Below are 15,530 nucleotides of genomic sequence, written 5' to 3'. Positions count from 1 at the left end.
TGCTGTCCAATCGACGCGGCGGCCGACCTCCGCAAAACCTACGCGCTGCGCTGCAGCCTGAACGCCGCCCACTCCTCGCCGACCGCACTCGCGAGGTGTGCCACATCCGCCTCGCTGTGCAGCGGCGTCGGCGTCAGGCGCAGGCGCTCGCTGCCGCGCGGCACCGTCGGGTAGTTGATCGGCTGCACATAGATGCCGTGCCGCGACAGCAGCCGCTCCGACATCATCCTCGTCGCGACCGGATCGCCCACGATCACCGGGACGATGTGCGACGGGTTGTCGAGATGCGGCACGCCTTGCCGCTCCAGCGCGCGGCGCACCTGCGACACACGAACCTGGTGCAGCGCGCGCAGGTCGTCGGCCTCGCGCAACGCGCGGATGCTGGCGATGGCGCCCGCGGTCAAGGCGGGCGGCGGTGCCGTGGTGAAGATATAGCCCGACGCGAACGAGCGCACGTAGTCGCACATCGCCGCCGACCCCGCGATGTAGCCGCCGACGATGCCGAAACCCTTGGCCAGCGTGCCCTCGATGATGGTGATGCGGTCGGCAACGCCGTCGCGGGCCGCGATGCCGGCGCCGTGCGGGCCGTACAGCCCGACCGCATGTACCTCGTCGAGATAGGTCATCGCGCCATGCCGATCGGCGACGTCGCACAGCTCGGCGATCGGCGCGATGTCGCCGTCCATCGAATAGACGCTCTCGAACACCACGAATTTCGGCGCATCCGGCGGCAGGTCGCACAGACGGCGCTCCAAGTCGCGCGGATCGCTATGCGCGAAGATCTGCCGCTCGGCGCGGCTGTGCCGGATGCCCTCGATCATCGAGGCATGGTTGCCGGCATCCGACAGCACGATGCAGCCGGGCACCCTTGCTGCGATGGTGCCCAGCGTCGCCCAGTTCGACATGTAGCCGGAGCCGAACAGCAGCCCGGCTTCCTTGCCATGCAGCCGGGCCAGCTCCTGCTCCAGCAGCACGTGCTGGCTCGAGGTGCCGGCGATGTTGCGGGTGCCCCCGGCGCCGGCGCCGAGCCGGTCGATCGCCTCGTGCATGGCGGCCAGCACCGACGGGTTCTGGCCCATCCCGAGATAGTCGTTCGAGCACCAGATCGTCACCTCGCAGGTGTCGGATTGCGCCCCGTGCGCCCGTGCATTCAGCAGCGTCGCCCGCGGGAAGCTCCCGACATGGCGCTCGAGCTCCGCGAACACCCGGTAGCGGCCCTCGGCGCGCAGCTGGTCGAGCTGCCGGCGGAAGAAGCTTTCATGGTCCATGGCGGGCAGATCCCTGTCCGAGGCGGGAGCCAAATCTGATCACGACCCGGCCTCTGCGCAAGCGGTTCCGCCAGGCGCCGGCATGCTGCCCGCAATGTAGGTGCCGATCATGCGCTTTGCCTCCGCCAGGGTCGCCTGCCGGTCCAGGCCCTCGCGCAGCAGGAACGGCACCGCCTTCATCGCCTGCAGCACCATCGGCGCCATGCGCGCTGCCTGCGCGGCCGGCAGCCCGGTCGCCGCCAGGACATGGCCGACCTTGTCACGGATCGACGCGCGCAGGCGCAGGCGCAGCATGGGACCGTCGTCGCGCTCGTCGGCCAGGGCCACCGCCGCATCGCGATACGGCCGCTGCTGCATCATGCACTCCACCAGCGCCTCGGCCAGCGCAGCCGGATCGAGCCGCGGCGCCCGTTCCGACAGGGCGTCGAGCTCAAGCAGCATCGCATCCGCGTAGCGGCCGAAGACGGCATCGGCCAGCAGCTCCTTGGTGGGGAAGAAGCGATACAGCGAGCCGATCGCGGTGCTGGCGGCCTCTGCGATCTCGGTCATCGTGGCCGCGTGGAAGCCGCGCCCGGCGAAGACATGGGCACCGGCCTCGATGAGCGCTTCCACCCGATCGCGGCCACGCTGCCGCGTCGGCACCACGCCGGTCCTGGCGGTTGACATTTGCGAGGGAGTCCTCAACTTTAAAAGGCGAGCCTGCCCTCGCATACCACATCACCCAGGAGGCGCCGATGCCCGACCTTGACCCTGCCACCACCGCCCTCGTGCTCATCGACCTGCAGAACGGCATCATCGGCATGGACGTCGCGCCGCGCACCGGGCCCGACACCGTTGCGGCCGGCCAGGCACTCGCGACGCGCTTTCGTACGGCCGGCGCGCCGGTAGTGCTGGTGCATGTCGCCTTCGCGCCCGACTTTTCCGATGCACCGCCGGGACTCGTCGACCAGGCCTTGTCGGCTCCCCCCGGCGGCCTGCCGGCACAGTGGTCGGAACTGGCCGAAGGCCTGGCGCAGCCCGGGGACCTGCTGGTCAGGAAGCGGCAATGGGGCGCCTTCACCGGCACCGAGCTCGACCTGCTGCTGCGGCGACGTGGTATCGGGAGCGTCGTGATCGGCGGCATCGCCACCAACTTCGGTGTCGAATCCACCGCCCGGCATGCCTGGGAGCTCGGCTACCACGTCGTCATCGCGGAGGATGCCTGCACCAGCGTTTCCGCCGAAGCGCACGGCTTTGCGATCACCCATGTGCTGCCGCGCGTGGCCCGCGTGGTGCAAATCGCCGACATCTCCCTGCCGCGCCGCGCATGATCCGGCTGCCCGCGCCGCAGGGCTGGCCGCGCTCCGCGCAGGCGTTGCTGCTGCTCGCGCTGTCGGCGCTGCTGGTGCTGCCGCTGCAGGCCTTGCGGCTTCCGGCGGCGCTGCTGCTGGGGCCGATGGCCGCCGCCGCCATGCTCGCAGGCGCCGGCACCGCGCTGCGGATACCGCCGCCGCTGTTTGTCGCAGCACAGGCCACGGTCGGCTGCATGATCGCCCGCATCCTGCCGCCTTCGCTCGGCATCGAGATCGTGCATCACTGGCTGGTGTTCGCCGGCGGCGTGGTGTCGGTGGTCGCGGCGGCCGCACTGCTCGGCACCCTGCTGATGCGCTGGCGCGTGCTGCCCGGCACCACCGCGGTCTGGGGCGCGATGCCCGGCGCCGCCACGGTGATGACGCTGATGTCCGAAGCCTACGGGGCGGACATGCGCCTCGTCGCCGTCATGCAGTATCTGCGCGTGGTGTGCGCGGCACTCGTCGCCTCGCTGGTCGCGCGCCTGTGGCTGCCGGCCGGAGCGGCGGCGCACACGGCCGGCTTGCACTGGTGGGCAGCGGTTCCGGCCACCGGGTTTGCCGAGACGACCCTGCTGGCGGCTGCGGGCATCTGGCTCGGCCGCGTCCTGCGCATCCCGGCCGGCCCGCTGCTGGTGCCGATGTTCGCCGGCATGGTGCTGAAGGGCACCGGCCTGTTCTCCATCGTGCTGCCGGCGCCCCTGCTGGCCGTGGCCTACGCGCTGCTCGGCTGGACGATCGGCCTGCGCTTCAGCGCGGACATGCTGCGCAATGCCGCCGCGGCATTGCCCCGGATCATCGCCTCGATCCTGGCGCTGATTGCGCTGTGCGGCGGGTTCGCCTTCATCCTGCATCGGATGGCCGGCGTGGATCCGATGACCGCCTACCTGGCGACAAGTCCGGGTGGTGCCGATTCCGTCGCCATCATCGCGGCTGGCAGCCAAGTCGACCTGCCGTTCGTGATGGCGATGCAGGTGCTGCGCTTTCTCCTGGTCCTGCTGGTCGGGCCGACGCTGGCCCGCCTAATAACAAGGCTGCACCGGGCCCCCGCCATCGCACCGCCGGCTGCGGATTCTTCTCGACTGGTGCTGGAAGACTCGGAAACAAGCTGCCCGTAGCGCAACACCTAGCGCGATCCAGGTAATAGCTATACCATGATAAGCTCACTACTTTAACAGGACGCCGGATCGGCCGATATGCGGTCTCTGACACCATCGGAGACCATCATGCGCGTATTCCTCACCGGCGCGACCGGCTTCATCGGCTCCCGGATCGTGCCCGAACTGATCGATGCCGGGCACCATGTGCTCGGGCTGACCCGCTCCGACGCCGGCGCGCGCTGGCTCGAGCAGGCCGGCGCCGAGGCACGTCGTGGAACGCTCGAGGATCCGGACGGCATCGCGAGCAGCGCGGCGCAGGCGGACGCGGTGATCCACACCGCCTTCGATCACGACTTCTCGCGTTTCGTCGAGAACTGCGAGAAGGACCGTCGCGTGATCGAGGCGATCGGCGCCGTGCTGGCCGGCTCGGACCGACCGCTGATCATCACCTCCGGCACCGGCATGGGCAGCCCCGGGCCCGGTGCGCTTGCCGTCGAGGACGTGTTCGACCGCAACAATCCCAATCCGCGCCGACTGTCCGAGTTGACCGGCGAGGATTTGGCGAAACGGGGCGTGTCTGTCGCGGTGGTACGCCTGCCGCAGGTACACGATACCGCAAGACAGGGGCTCATCTCGCCGGCGATCGAGATCGCTCGCCAGAAGCGCGTGTCGGCCTATATCGGCGACGGCGCCAACCGCTGGCCGGCGGCACATGTGACCGACGTCGCGCGGCTCTACAGACTGGCGTTGGACAAGCATCGGCCGGGCGCGCGCTGGCACGCGGTCGCCGAGGCGGGCGTGCCGGTCCGCGCGATCGCCGAGGTGATCGGCGCCGGCCTGGACGTGCCGGTCAGGTCGCTCTCGGCCGACGAGGCAACGGAGCACTTTGGATGGCTTGGCGCCTTCGCCGGCATGGACCTGCCGGCTTCGAGCGCGTTGACCCGTCAACGGCTCGGCTGGGAGCCCGAAGGGCCCGGCCTCATCGAGGATCTGCGGAACATGGATTACGGTTCGGCGTAATCCTGACGATCCGCACGACAGCGGCTTCGCACCGTCAGGCTTCGGCCCACTCACCAAACCAGGAATGCATCATGACCGACCAAGCGCTCTCCACGCTTCCGCGCGAGGCCAAAGGCCCGCTCGCTCCACCACCCACGCTCGACGGACCGATCAAGGCGGTGGTCGATGCGATCGCCGCCTGGCCGGAGGTCGAAGCCACCACGCATTGGCACCTCCGGGACCGCAACCGCATCGACGGCATCGACTTGTATGTCGGCCCGGACGAGCTCGGCCACATCCATCTCGACGGCTCGATCCATCTGGCCACCACCCCCGAACTCGGGGCAAAGCTGGTGGCCGAGGGGCTCGGGCGACCCTTCCCCTGGGCCCAGGGCTGGACGATGACCAGCGTGAGCCGTCTGGGCGTCGATGCTGCCGTGGCACTGTTTCGTCGCAACTACGATCGGCTGCGGCCTTCGGCGATCAGCTGAAGCGTTAGCAAGCCTGCAACCCTGGTTCGGCCTGCATCTTTAGCAGCCAGCCGGGGTGTCATGTCTGACGATGCCGGCTCGGTTGAAGATGCTCTGAGGATCGTCGACGAGGCACCGCGTTCTCCAACGCAGCGGGATCGTCATGAACGCGGACAGGGGCTTCTCGCACCCGAGCGGCGCCGGACCGGCCCCGGCCAGGTGTCAGCGCCCCGGCTGGGCCGCCGGTTCGCCGCATCCTGAACGGCCATTCCGACGTAGTCCTGCTCCATGTTGTGCCCAAATTAGGCAGAGCAGCCAAGCGCCCGGACGCCGATGTCGCGCCGCCAGATGCCGTCCGGCCACGCGATCCGCGCAATGCCCGCATAGGCCGCGTCGCGCGCGTCGGCCAGGGTGTTCGCACGCGCGCACACGCTCAGCACCCGGCCGCCGGAACCGCGCAGGACGCCCTGGGCATCCAGGGTGGTCGCCGCCTGGAACACCCGCACGCCTGCGATCGCCTCGGCCGCCTCGATGCCGGTGATCGCGCCGCCCGTGGCGGGCTCGCCCGGATAGCCACGTCCGGCCAGAACCACCGCGATCGCGGCCTGCCCGCAGAAGCGCAGGCCGCTCTCCGACAGCCGCCCCTCGCACATGGCGACCAGCGCCGCCAGCAGGTCGCTCTGCAGACGCAGCAGCAACGCCTGCGCTTCCGGATCGCCGAAGCGGACGTTGAATTCGATCAGCTTCGGCCCCTGCGCCGTCAGCATCAGGCCGGCGAAGATCACGCCGCGGAACGGCGTGCCACGCCGCGCCAGCACTGCCAGCGCCGGCCGCACCAGCAGGTCCAGCGCCCGCTCCTGCGCCTCACGCCCGAAGCCGGGCGGCGGCGAGATCGCGCCCATGCCGCCGGTATTGGCGCCGGTGTCACCCTCGCCGATCCGCTTGTGATCCTGCGCCGCGCCGATCAGCACGGCGTCGGCGCCGTCGCAGAAGGCGAACAGCGAGACCTCCTCGCCCTGGAGGCACTCCTCGATCACCAGTGACGATCCCGCGCCGCCGAGCGAGGCATGCTCCATCATGTCGACGATGGCAGCCTCGGCTTCCGCCACGCTCTGCGCCACCACCACGCCCTTGCCCGCCGCCAGCCCGTCCGCCTTGATGACGATCGGCGCGCCGCGCCTGCGAACGAAGGCATGCGCGGCGGTGGCCTCGGTGAAGCGTTCCCAGCGCGCGGTCGGAATGCCGGCCTCGTCGCAGATCTCCTTGGTGAAGCTCTTGCTGCCCTCGAGCCGGGCAGCGGCGGCGCTTGGCCCGGCGCAGGCGATGCCGGCGGCGGCACAGGCATCGGCCAGCCCCGCCACCAGCGGCGCCTCCGGTCCCGGCACCACCAGGTCGACGTGCTCTGCCCGTGCGAATGCCACCAGGGCAGCCACGTCGTCCGCCGCGATCGGGACGTTGGTGCCGAGGCCTGCGGTACCCGGGTTGCCGGGTGCAGTGAACAACGCGCCCAGCAACGGCGAGCGCGCCAGTGCCGCCGCCAGCGCATGCTCGCGGCCTCCGGACCCGACCAGCAGAACACGCATCGCCAACCCCGTCCTCGCGACCTGCGGCAATACTACCCCGTCGCCATCCCGCAGGCTAACCTGCGGGGATGGATACGCCCGCGCCGCTTTCGAACCTGCCCGAGTTCTCGGTCTCCGAGATCTCCGGCGCCATCAAGCGGGTGCTGGAAGGCTCGTTCGGCCGGGTGCGGGTGCGCGGCGAGATCACCGAGTTCAAACGCTACCCGTCCGGCCACCTGTATTTCTCGCTCAAGGACGCGGGCGGCAAGATCTCCGGCGTCTGCTGGAAAGGCACCGTCGCGCGGCTCGGCCTGGTCCCCGAGAACGGGCTGGAGGTAGTGGCGACCGGACGGGTCTCCTCCTATGGCGAGCGCTCCTCGTACCAGCTCGTCGTCGAGCGCATGGAATATGCCGGCGAGGGCGCCCTGCTGGCCCGCATCGAGCGGCTGCGCGTCAAGCTCGCCGCCGAGGGCCTGTTCGACACCGACCGCAAGCAGGCGCTGCCGATGCTGCCCGCGGTGGTCGGCATCATCACCTCGGGCTCGGGCGCGGTGCTGCAGGATATCCGCACGACGTTCGCGCGCCGCTTTCCGCGCCGCCTGCTGGTCTGGTCGGTGCCGGTGCAAGGCGAAGGTGCCCCCGCGCGCATCGCCGCCGCCATCGCGGGCTTCGACCGCCTTGAGGGCAGCGGGGGCAGCGGAGGCACCGGCGGCATCCCGCGCCCGGACGTGCTGATCGTCGCCCGTGGCGGCGGCAGCCTGGAAGACCTGATGGCCTTCAACGACGAGGCCGTGCTGCGCGCGGTCGCCGCCTGCCGCATCCCGCTGATCTCGGCGGTCGGGCACGAGACCGACACCACGCTGATCGACTACGTCTCAGACCGCCGGGCGCCGACGCCGACCGCCGCGGCAGAACTCGCGGTTCCCGCCCGGGCCGATCTCGCCGCCGACCTCGCGCATCGCGCGGCCCGGCTGATCAGCGCGCTGAATCACCTGGTGCAGGGGCGCCGGCGCCGGCTTGACGTGGCGGCGCACGCGCTGCCCGACCTGCCGACGCTGCTCGGCGTGGTGCGCCAGCGGCTCGACGATCGCGGCTACCGGCTGTCGATGGCGCTGCCCAACCTCTTCGCCACCCGCCGCAACCTCTCGGTGCTGGCGGCGCGCGGGCTCGCGACCGCCCTGCCCCGCCTCGTCGCCCTGCGCCGCACCGGCCTGATCACCGCCGAGCGTCACCTGCAGCCGCCGCGCGCCCGGATCGCGGCCGGTCGGGGCCGTTCCGGTCTCGCCGGCAACCAGCTCGACGCGGCACTGCGCCGCGCCATCGCCCTCGGCCAGGCACGCGTGGCCGCCCGGCCGGTCTCGGCGTCGCCGGTGCTGGCCCTGCTGCGCCAGCGTCGCACCCAGCTCGACGGCCTGCGCGCACGGCTGGAAGGCGCCAACCCGATGGCGCTGCTCGCGCGCGGCTACGTGCTGGTGCGTGACAGCGCCGGGCGCGCGGTCACCCAAGCCGCCGGGCTGCGCACCGGCATGCGTCTCGGGCTGGTGTTTGCCGATGGCGAGCGCAGTGTGAAGGTCGAAGGCGACCGCGACAGCCAGGGCGCGCTCGAGATCTAGCTAGCCGGGGTTCCAGTGCGTTCGACACCAGTGCGTTCGACAGGGGCCATTCAGCAGCACGCAAAACCTCCGTCGATCGGGAGCGAGACGCCGGAGATCATCGCGGCGCCGTCGCCGAGCAGGAACACGATCGGCGCCGCGATCTCATCTTCGGTCGCCCACCGATGCAGCGGCATGCTGTTCAGGAACGGCCCACCGATCTCCGGGCGCCCCCAATAGAACGCGGACATCTCGGTCATGACCACGGTCGGATTGACGCTGTTCACGCGGATGCCGTGGCGACCGAGCTCGAGGGCAGAAACGCGAGTAATGCTGTCGAGCGCCGCCTTCGAGGCCGCGTAGGATATGTGGCCGGACAACGCGACCAGGGCTGCCTGGCTCGACACATTGACGATGGCGCCGCCCTTCCCGAGGCGGATCATCGACTGCGAGGCATATTTCGTCACCAGTAACGCGCCGCGCGTGTTGATGGCGATTACCTTGTCGAACACGGCGATGTCCGTATCCATTGGTGTCGCGATCTCACCGCCAAAACCGCCGCAGTTCACCACGCCCCACAGATCAAGGCCCTCAACGGATCGACGGACATCCTCCTCGGAGGACAGCTCGAAGCTCAGGGTTCGACACCCGGTTGCAGCGGCCAGCTCGCTGAGGGCCGCCTGCGCCCGGCCGGCGGCAATCACGTCGGCACCAGTCGCGACCAGCTGGCGAACGGTCGCCGCTCCAATGCCCCCGCTCGCACCCGTGACGAGAACGATCTTCTTCTCCAATCCCCACATGGTCCCTCTCCGCAAGCTCATACGCCGTCCAGCGTTTCAGAACGCCACTTGACCGGTGCGAGCGGGCGCCTTGATCGCTGCCTGACCAGCAATCAGGCAGAGCCCGGCTCGATCTCAATCTTCGCAAGGATGGCGGCAGCGGTCGCTCGATCGGTGACGATGACGTTGATGAGCCTCGCTCGAACGGCCCCGATGATGGCGTTCGCCTTGCCAGGCGAAGCGGCAACTCCAATCACGATTGGAACGGCTCTGAGCTGCTCCACGGAGATCGATATGACCCGCTCTCCGCCTTTCCACGGGATGATGTTCCCGTTCGCATCGAAGTAGTGGCGCACGACATCGCCCGCGACATTGGTGAGGGCCAACTCACTTGATGTCGCGGCACCCGCATGGACCGGATCGACCTTATGTGGAAGACCCACACCGACGACCGCAGCGTCGACTTTGTCCCATAGCTCGACGCGCTCCCGGATCGAGGCCTCTCGGAGAAAAGCCTCACGAGCTTGGCTCGATGGCAAGTATGGAGCGTGTATGAACTGAGGTGTGCCCCCGAGTTGCTCGGCCGCAAGCCGCACGAATTCGTTGATTTGGAAGTGAGGCGCAGCCTGCTGCATGCCACCTGTCGCTGGAATTGTGATGACCCCGGGCAATCCAGGGAGACCCATCCTGATCACGTCGCGGACAGCACGCCCCCAACCAAGCGCAAGAATGGAGCCGTCCCCAACCTTTCCGTCCTTGAGAACCGATCCGACCGACGACGCCAAGCCTGGAGGGATACCCGCTTCCGGGCCATCTACGACCTCGACCCGCCGCACGCGGAGCAGTCGCTTGATGCGTTTTGCTGTATCGGCGGTAGTCTCATAGGCTCTGATCTCGATATTGACGATGCCTTCGTCGCGAGCACGCCGAAGCAGCCGCGAGACGGTTGCAGTCGAGAGGCCCAACTGGCGAGCGATTTCGTTCTGCGGAAGATCAGCCTCATAGTGCATACGCGCGACCGTGTGCACCAGAGCCCTGTTGTGCCTACCTACGCTCGCCTGAGAGATAGCGTCCTCGCCGATCTGTATGCCCGATCGACAGATTGTACCTCGGTCATCGACAGCCGTCTATCGTGATGTCAGAAGCAGTAGCGTATTGGTACAGTCGGTGTTCAGGGTGGATATTACTTTGACAGATTGGTGGTACACGAAGAGTATCTTCATGAAGCAGCGACCTTCTGTAGTGGACTTATCCTAGAGATCTCCTTTACCAGGGCTTCCGTCTCAACGGGCGCCGTCGTATCGACTTCCAGGCAGGGGAAGACGCCCAAAGGGCGAGCGCTCTTCGCCAAGGCGCGCAACTCCGAAGCGTATTCTTCGCCAAGGTGGCCGGCATGTCGAACGCCGCAACGTCTCAGATAACGTTCGACCACGACCTCAGGATCGGCTCGACACCATACCTCGACGACTGCTCCAACACCCGCATTTTGTAGATGTTGCTGCAAAAGCTGCAAGGGTTGAAATCCGAACCAAGCATCGACCACTACGGTCTGGTTTTCAGGAAACCCACCGACCAGAGCCCATATGACAGCGTAGCTCGCCTTGCCCATCTTCCGGTTGTAGAGGCGGTCGCCGATACCCAGCTCCGAGAACAGTGCTTCCTTTGCCGTGTCGAGCCCGAGGAGCGGAACCTCCAGCCTGCGTGATATCGCGACCGCCAGGCTGCTCTTCCCGGATGCCGGCACTCCATTGACGAGCACGGCCCGCCTCATGACGAGAATCCTGCTCCCACGTAGTCACTCCCTGCGCTCAGAGCGTAGAGGCCAGCACCGACGACACCGGCCCGATCGCCAAGATCGGCAGCCAGCACCGGCCTTGCAAACCAGACCGATCCAGGAGGCACGAACTCCAGTGCTGCGCTCGCCTCGCTACCCAACCCACCGCCTATGATGATCATGTCCGGGTCGAATGTTGCACTCAGACTGTCGATGCCGCTGCGAAGGGCAGCCGCCCAGCGGTGGACGACGCGATAGGCGGGGCCTACCTCACCTCGAGCTTCGCGGAGCAGCTCGAGAGCCTGGATGCCCGGGCGGGTTCCCTCCTCTTCGACAAGTCGTCCAAGTGCTGTACCCGAACCTACAGTCTCAAGACAGCCTAACCGCCCGCATTTACAGCGAGGCCCGGTCAAGGCGGCAACCGAGATGTGCCCGAATTGACCTGCGAAAGCGTTTCCGCGGAGCATGCGATGGTCCAGTGCGCAGGCACCTCCGACACCCGTCCCGATTGTGATCATGACGACATTGCCGAGGCCACGGGCAGCACCGACCATCATTTCCGCTCGCAGCGCCATGGCGGCGTCGTTATCAAGGAAGACCCTGCGCTCTGGCCCGACGAGATGAGCTAACGGCAAACCGGCGATGTCGAGATAGCCCGCCGTTACAGGCATGTTGGTCGACGTGTCAACGCGCCCGGGCAACCCGATCCCGACTGGCATTTTTCCGGAAGGATCAAGGTGCGAGACAATCTCTCTGACGCGTCGAACGAACGCGTCACGGTCTAGAAATACACGCTCTGATAGCGCCTTGTGGCTGCCTCCCTTTGCATCGACCACGGCTGCTCTCAGCTTGGTTCCGCCCACGTCAATCCCGACTGCAGTATCGCCAGTGCTGCTAGACATGGCCGTTCGCTACCTGCCGCCTGACGACGTCCTACACGCTGGCCCGATGCGCCGCGACGATCGACTTTAGTTCGCGAAGTCGAGGGACGGCAATCTCGGAAAGGCGCTTCGCCGAGACGTCCGAGTCGAGGTGGATGCAATCCTTCCAAAGCGAGCGCCCAGCAATGATGCCTGACGCACCGTTCTGCATTGCGATCTCGACTTGTCCAACGAAGGTCTCGTGATTGACACCAGCAGACAGAACTGCCCAAGGCACTGGACCGCAAAGAGCGGTGATCCGAGAACAGGCTTCGGCCGTTCCCGGATAGGGCATTTTCAGGACCTTACTACCGCATTCCAGAGCAAGTCGGGCACATTCGACAATAATGCTCGGGAACCGGGCCTGATACTCATCCTCCATCTCTCGGTCCAGCTGGTAGGTCAATATCTCGACAACCAGGAGCAAGTCCTCCGCCGCGAAGTCAGCGACGCAATCGCGAATGATCTTGAGGTTGTACTCATTTGCTCCCTCGGCGTCTGGTCTAAGATAGACCATCAGCTTTGCGCCAGTACCCCCGAGCTCGCGTACCCGCCTCGCGTTGATGCCGGGACAGAGCTTCGAGAGACGGAAGCCTTCAGGGGACACGTCCCAGCCTGATTCATCAAGACCGATGAGCAGGCCAGTCGACCGCGAAAGCGTTGCGTCCCGGACCACGTCGGGGACAGCACATACGGGATCAAGCAGGACACATGATGCAGCGGCGTTGGCCAGGTGGCGGACGATATCACCCTTCACGCGCCCCAGGACAGCTGTGGATATCTTCTTCTGATCCGCCTCATCAGATGCGAGCAGCTTCCGCATGCCGCCACGCTGATCAGCCGCAACGACCAGCATGAAGCCCTCGGCGTCACAGATCTGCTGATAGCCACGTCGTTCTGAAACAGTCATCTCATACAATGGCTTGCCCTCCTTCCGGCCCCAGCACCGCATAACTGCCAGTCGCTATGGGTGGCCTGAGAGCCTGTTTGCAAACAGGCTTCGAGCGTGGCTCACCTCCCAACTTGGTGACTGTCTCGTGCTGCATCTTGTTGACCGCCGCCGAACAGATACCGGGCTTCAGTGTGGATTGGAAGACGTTTCTGCAACATGTTTCCGGCAGGATGCAGGCGGAGGAGCGGCGGGGCCAGCCAATCCAGACTTCCCGGGTAGTTGAGGCGGCAAATCGCTGGCGGGATTGCCGGCTCAGCCGGCGCTGCGACGGACCGACCCACTCTCTTGCAACTTATTCCTGGAAGATGTTACGGTCACCGGTGTCAGGCGGTTATCCAGGAAAGGAGTACTGGCAGCGCCCGTGATGAAGGTGCCCCGCAGATCTGAGTCCGGGCCCGTGAACAGTCGGGGCCGGATGTGCCGGCGTCGGATACGACAGGCTCGCCTTCGTCTGCCCGGCAGCGAGGGCATAAGTTGCTGCGACAATCTGACCTGGTCACGTTCATGCGGGCCAGCCGCCATGTCCATCAACCGGAGGAAACAATGAAGAAACGTCTTGCTTTTGCGCTTGCCGTGATCGCCTCGACTTCGATAGCCGGCATCGCCAGGTCCGCGACGATTACGATCGCGACGGTCAACAACAAAGACATGATCATCATGCAGCGACTGACACCGAAGTGGGAGAAGGCCACAGGGAACAAGGTCAACTGGGTCGTACTTGAGGAGAATGTGCTTCGGCAACGCGCGACAACCGATATCTCGACGCAGGCCGGATCGTTCGATGTCGTGACGATCGGCGCATACGAAACTGCGATATGGGGCAAGAACGGCTGGCTGACACCTCTGAACGATTTCGGATCTTCTTACGACTATGGCGACATTCTCAAGCCAGTTCGTGACGGTCTCTCGATTGGTGGCAACTTGTATGCCGTCCCATTCTACGCCGAAAGCTCCTTTACAATTTACCGGAAGGACATCTTCGCCAAAGCTGGCCTGACGATGCCCGACCGGCCGACCTGGGCTCAGATCGGACAACTGGCTGACAAGCTGACCGATCGATCGAGTGGTCAATACGGGATCTGCCTCCGTGGGAAGCCTGGATGGGGCGAGAACATGGGCCTGATAACAACTATGGCGAACACCTTCGGCGGTCGCTGGTTTGACATGCAATGGAAGCCGCAGCTCACCTCTAATCCCTGGCGAAAGGCGATCGGCTTTTACGCCTCGCTGCTAAGACGCGATGGTCCTCCCGGCGCAAGCTCTAACGGCTTCAATGAAAATGAAGCACTGTTTGCTACGGGGCATTGCGCGATCTGGGTAGATGCCACCTCTGCTGCCGGCCGGCTGTACGACACTGCGACCTCAAAGGTCGCTGACGACCTTGCGTTTGCCTCCGCACCCACCGCAGCGACTCCGAAAGGGGCGGCCTGGTTCTGGGCGTGGTCCCTCGCCATTCCGAAGACAACGAAGAACGAGGCGACGGCGAAGGCGTTCGTGAAATGGGCGACGTCCAGGGAATACGTAGCTCTCGTCGCCGCTAGTGACGGATGGGTGGCTGCACCCCCCGGCACTCGGAAGTCCACCTACGACAGCGCCGATTACCAGAAGGCGGCGCCGTTCGCCAAGATGACGTTGGACGCGATTATGACCGTCGATCCGGCTCATCCGACGATGCTCCCGGTTCCCTATCAAGGTATTCAATACGTCGCCATCCCACAATTTCAAGGTATCGGGACTCTGGTAGGACAGGATATAGCGGGAGTGGTTTCCGGCACATCGAGTGTTACATCGGCGCTCGGTGCTGCTCAGAGAAGCACCACACAAGCCATGATCAAGGCAAATTACCTCCACTGACGATCACCTAGGCGCTGGTCCTGACGACGTCGCGACCGGCGAACCTCCTCAGCGAGACGAGTAGCCCGAAGCTGAGGAGCTTTGGTTTCGGCCTAGCAACTAGTGACGTGGAGAATTGATGACCTACGCGAAAAAGCAGCGTCTTGATGGCCGAACCGCTTTCATAACCGGTGGCGGCCGGGGTATCGGCCTGGCGGCTGCCGAAGCACTGCTTGAGGGCGGCGCGAGGGTCATGATCGCTGACGTAAGGGCTGACCTCCTCGTGGACGCCCAGAGTGCTCTGGGGTCTCGAGGGTATCAGTGCGGAACCGTCGTTCTAGATGTTCGAGATCCGGCGGCCGTTGCCCGGGTGGCGGCAGAGACGAACCGGAGCTTTGGCCCGGTCGACATTCTCGTCGCCAATGCTGGCATTGCATTGCCGGATACTCCCGGAGAAGACATTTCCGACGAGGACTGGCTTCGTATCTACGACGTGAACGTCAACGGTGTTTACTGGAGCTGTCGCGAGTTCGCCAAGCCGATGCTCGATCGCGGATATGGCGCAGTCGTGACGCTCGGCTCGATTTCGGGTATGGTCTCGAACAAGCCGCAACGCCAAGCTCATTACAATTCAGCCAAAGCGGCAGTTCATCACCTGACCAAGTCGCTAGCCGGGGAGTGGGCCGAACGAGGGGTCCGGGCGAATTGTGTCGCGCCAACTTACGTCGACACGCCCATGTCGAATACAAGCTTTGTGGACCCAGAGCGCTTCCCGACGTGGATGGATTTCACACCCATGCGACGTGTCGCCCGCCCAGATGAGATTGCGTCTGCAATCCTCTTTCTCGCATCCGAGGCCTCAAGTGCTATCACAGGAACGACACTCCTGGTCGATTGCGGCTACACTATCTGGTAAGTCGCCTGAAGTCGTGGCCAAAAGCTTTTCGACTGGT

Annotated in this window: 15 protein-coding genes; 7 read left to right on the top strand and 8 right to left on the bottom strand. The window is 65.9% G+C overall.

The window, feature by feature from the left end; translation table 11 throughout:
• Window positions 1-38: 38 nt before the first annotated feature.
• Window positions 39-1,268 (bottom strand): 5-aminolevulinate synthase, encoded by a 1,230-nt coding sequence (gene hemA, locus ACQY4O_RS18640; RefSeq protein ID WP_428377946.1) that lies wholly within the window; start codon window positions 1,266-1,268, stop codon window positions 39-41.
• Window positions 1,269-1,307: 39 nt separating this feature from the next.
• Window positions 1,308-1,934, bottom strand: coding sequence for a TetR/AcrR family transcriptional regulator (locus ACQY4O_RS18635; RefSeq protein WP_428377945.1), 627 nt, complete (start codon window positions 1,932-1,934; stop codon window positions 1,308-1,310).
• A 68-nt stretch (window positions 1,935-2,002) separates the two neighbouring features.
• Here ACQY4O_RS18635 and ACQY4O_RS18630 point away from each other — a divergent pair, with 68 nt between their 5' ends.
• The 4 genes from ACQY4O_RS18630 to ACQY4O_RS18615 all read left to right on the top strand — a co-directional run bounded on the left by ACQY4O_RS18630 (window position 2,003) and on the right by ACQY4O_RS18615 (window position 5,186).
• On the top strand, window positions 2,003-2,578 hold the full coding sequence (locus ACQY4O_RS18630; RefSeq protein ID WP_428377944.1) for a hydrolase: 576 nt from the start codon (window positions 2,003-2,005) through the stop codon (window positions 2,576-2,578).
• A complete protein-coding gene (locus ACQY4O_RS18625; RefSeq protein ID WP_428377943.1) occupies window positions 2,575-3,714 on the top strand; it encodes an AbrB family transcriptional regulator in 1,140 nt (379 codons plus the stop codon). The genes ACQY4O_RS18630 and ACQY4O_RS18625 overlap by 4 nt, the downstream gene beginning before the upstream one ends.
• A 108-nt stretch (window positions 3,715-3,822) precedes the next feature.
• Window positions 3,823-4,716 (top strand): SDR family oxidoreductase, encoded by an 894-nt coding sequence (locus ACQY4O_RS18620; RefSeq protein WP_428377942.1) that lies wholly within the window; start codon window positions 3,823-3,825, stop codon window positions 4,714-4,716.
• A 71-nt stretch (window positions 4,717-4,787) separates the two neighbouring features.
• Window positions 4,788-5,186: a luciferase family protein gene (locus tag ACQY4O_RS18615; protein ID WP_428377941.1), complete on the top strand. Its 399-nt coding sequence runs from the start codon at window positions 4,788-4,790 to the stop codon at window positions 5,184-5,186.
• A 281-nt stretch (window positions 5,187-5,467) separates the two neighbouring features.
• On the opposite strand, the gene purD is transcribed toward ACQY4O_RS18615, so the two are convergent.
• A complete protein-coding gene (gene purD / locus ACQY4O_RS18610) occupies window positions 5,468-6,748 on the bottom strand; it encodes a phosphoribosylamine--glycine ligase (RefSeq protein WP_428377940.1) in 1,281 nt (426 codons plus the stop codon).
• Between the two features lie 68 nt (window positions 6,749-6,816).
• Between purD and xseA the strand changes: the two genes are divergently transcribed.
• Window positions 6,817-8,340: an exodeoxyribonuclease VII large subunit gene (xseA, locus tag ACQY4O_RS18605; RefSeq protein ID WP_428377939.1), complete on the top strand. Its 1,524-nt coding sequence runs from the start codon at window positions 6,817-6,819 to the stop codon at window positions 8,338-8,340.
• A 50-nt stretch (window positions 8,341-8,390) separates the two neighbouring features.
• Here the strand turns inward: xseA and ACQY4O_RS18600 are convergent, their stop codons facing one another.
• From ACQY4O_RS18600 to ACQY4O_RS18580, 5 genes are all read right to left on the bottom strand, one after another.
• On the bottom strand, window positions 8,391-9,119 hold the full coding sequence (locus tag ACQY4O_RS18600; protein WP_428377938.1) for an SDR family oxidoreductase: 729 nt from the start codon (window positions 9,117-9,119) through the stop codon (window positions 8,391-8,393).
• 92 nt (window positions 9,120-9,211) lie between these two features.
• Window positions 9,212-10,108, bottom strand: coding sequence for a sugar-binding transcriptional regulator (locus tag ACQY4O_RS18595; protein WP_428377937.1), 897 nt, complete (start codon window positions 10,106-10,108; stop codon window positions 9,212-9,214).
• A gap of 209 nt (window positions 10,109-10,317) precedes the next feature.
• Window positions 10,318-10,869: an AAA family ATPase gene (locus ACQY4O_RS18590; RefSeq protein ID WP_428377936.1), complete on the bottom strand. Its 552-nt coding sequence runs from the start codon at window positions 10,867-10,869 to the stop codon at window positions 10,318-10,320.
• Window positions 10,866-11,735, bottom strand: a complete 870-nt coding sequence (locus ACQY4O_RS18585) for an ROK family protein (protein ID WP_428377935.1) — start codon at window positions 11,733-11,735, stop codon at window positions 10,866-10,868. Before ACQY4O_RS18585 ends, ACQY4O_RS18590 begins: the two co-directional genes overlap by 4 nt.
• 70 nt (window positions 11,736-11,805) lie before the next feature.
• Complete coding sequence (locus tag ACQY4O_RS18580) at window positions 11,806-12,702, bottom strand: hypothetical protein (protein WP_428378245.1); 897 nt, start codon at window positions 12,700-12,702, stop codon at window positions 11,806-11,808.
• A gap of 546 nt (window positions 12,703-13,248) precedes the next feature.
• Here ACQY4O_RS18580 and ACQY4O_RS18575 point away from each other — a divergent pair.
• Together ACQY4O_RS18575 and ACQY4O_RS18570 are read left to right on the top strand one after the other, a co-directional pair.
• Window positions 13,249-14,598 (top strand): ABC transporter substrate-binding protein, encoded by a 1,350-nt coding sequence (locus ACQY4O_RS18575; protein ID WP_428377934.1) that lies wholly within the window; start codon window positions 13,249-13,251, stop codon window positions 14,596-14,598.
• Between the two features lie 118 nt (window positions 14,599-14,716).
• Window positions 14,717-15,493 (top strand): SDR family NAD(P)-dependent oxidoreductase, encoded by a 777-nt coding sequence (locus ACQY4O_RS18570; protein ID WP_428377933.1) that lies wholly within the window; start codon window positions 14,717-14,719, stop codon window positions 15,491-15,493.
• Window positions 15,494-15,530: the final 37 nt, after the last annotated feature.

Source organism: Lichenicoccus sp. (genome assembly GCF_965277665.1).
Classification (GTDB): Bacteria; Pseudomonadota; Alphaproteobacteria; order Acetobacterales; family Acetobacteraceae; genus Lichenicoccus.
This window is presented reverse-complemented; position numbering and strand designations above follow the sequence as displayed.

Excerpts from the sequence above, each read along its gene's own strand:
- hemA (WP_428377946.1), bottom strand. The coding sequence starts at position 1,268 with ATGGACCATGAAAGCTTCTTCCGCCGGCAGCTCGACCAGCTGCGCGCC.
- ACQY4O_RS18635 (WP_428377945.1), bottom strand. The coding sequence starts at position 1,934 with ATGTCAACCGCCAGGACCGGCGTGGTGCCGACGCGGCAGCGTGGCCGC.
- ACQY4O_RS18630 (WP_428377944.1), top strand. The coding sequence starts at position 2,003 with ATGCCCGACCTTGACCCTGCCACCACCGCCCTCGTGCTCATCGACCTG.
- ACQY4O_RS18625 (WP_428377943.1), top strand. The coding sequence starts at position 2,575 with ATGATCCGGCTGCCCGCGCCGCAGGGCTGGCCGCGCTCCGCGCAGGCG.
- ACQY4O_RS18620 (WP_428377942.1), top strand. The coding sequence starts at position 3,823 with ATGCGCGTATTCCTCACCGGCGCGACCGGCTTCATCGGCTCCCGGATC.
- ACQY4O_RS18615 (WP_428377941.1), top strand. The coding sequence starts at position 4,788 with ATGACCGACCAAGCGCTCTCCACGCTTCCGCGCGAGGCCAAAGGCCCG.
- purD (WP_428377940.1), bottom strand. The coding sequence starts at position 6,748 with ATGCGTGTTCTGCTGGTCGGGTCCGGAGGCCGCGAGCATGCGCTGGCG.
- xseA (WP_428377939.1), top strand. The coding sequence starts at position 6,817 with ATGGATACGCCCGCGCCGCTTTCGAACCTGCCCGAGTTCTCGGTCTCC.
- ACQY4O_RS18600 (WP_428377938.1), bottom strand. The coding sequence starts at position 9,119 with ATGTGGGGATTGGAGAAGAAGATCGTTCTCGTCACGGGTGCGAGCGGG.
- ACQY4O_RS18595 (WP_428377937.1), bottom strand. The coding sequence starts at position 10,108 with ATGCACTATGAGGCTGATCTTCCGCAGAACGAAATCGCTCGCCAGTTG.
- ACQY4O_RS18590 (WP_428377936.1), bottom strand. The coding sequence starts at position 10,869 with ATGAGGCGGGCCGTGCTCGTCAATGGAGTGCCGGCATCCGGGAAGAGC.
- ACQY4O_RS18580 (WP_428378245.1), bottom strand. The coding sequence starts at position 12,702 with ATGACTGTTTCAGAACGACGTGGCTATCAGCAGATCTGTGACGCCGAG.
- ACQY4O_RS18575 (WP_428377934.1), top strand. The coding sequence starts at position 13,249 with ATGCGGGCCAGCCGCCATGTCCATCAACCGGAGGAAACAATGAAGAAA.
- ACQY4O_RS18570 (WP_428377933.1), top strand. The coding sequence starts at position 14,717 with ATGACCTACGCGAAAAAGCAGCGTCTTGATGGCCGAACCGCTTTCATA.